At 67.5% G+C, this 684-nt stretch carries 1 protein-coding gene; it reads left to right on the forward strand.

Annotated elements, in window-relative coordinates:
* A partial coding sequence (locus QN345_RS19655) for an HRDC domain-containing protein (RefSeq protein WP_323509191.1) occupies positions 1-419 on the forward strand: 419 nt, incomplete at its 5' end.
* Positions 420-684: the final 265 nt, after the last annotated feature.

Genomic DNA, 684 nt, shown 5'->3' on the forward strand with positions numbered 1-684 from the left:
TCCGTCAGCTGCTCGCCCAGGGCATCCTCGCCACCTCCGGGGAATACGGCACCCTCGTGCTCACCCCGATCGCCACAGAGGTCCTCGCCGGCCATCGCACCGTCGAGCTCCGCAGCGAGCCCGAGCGCGCGGCACGATCCACCTCCTCCGCCCGCACCGGCGCCGCGAAGGCCGCAGCCGCCGACCTCACCCCGCAGCAGGAGGCGTTGTTCCAGGCGCTCCGGGCCTGGCGCTCGAGCGTGTCCAAGGAGCAGGGCGTGCCCGCGTACATCGTCTTCGGCGACGCGACCCTGATCGCGATCGCGGTCGCGAACCCCGGCGGTATCGGCGACCTCGACGGCATCTCCGGCGTCGGCGCCAAGAAACTCGAGGCCTACGGAGCCGGCGTGCTCGAGGTCGTCGCGGCGGCGGGCGCTTAGGATTACTCGTTTTTGTGCCTAAGGGCACTCGTTCGAGCGCGGCGCCTGTGGAAAGCTACAAGACGGATGCCGGGCGCGGCACCCGCCTTTGTAGCCTCGTCATGCACTATTTCCGGCCGTCGCCGAGCCGCCCTAGTGTGTAGAAAAATTCTGCCTACACGATCTTCCGCGCAGGAAGCTTCCATGCAGGAAACTTCGAGTTCGAGCGAGAACAAAGGACCAATGATGGTTGACACTGCCCAGCGCTCCGCACCCTCCGCACCGG

The organism is Cryobacterium sp. 10I1, from assembly GCF_035019805.1.
Classification (GTDB): domain Bacteria; phylum Actinomycetota; class Actinomycetes; order Actinomycetales; family Microbacteriaceae; genus Cryobacterium; species Cryobacterium glucosi.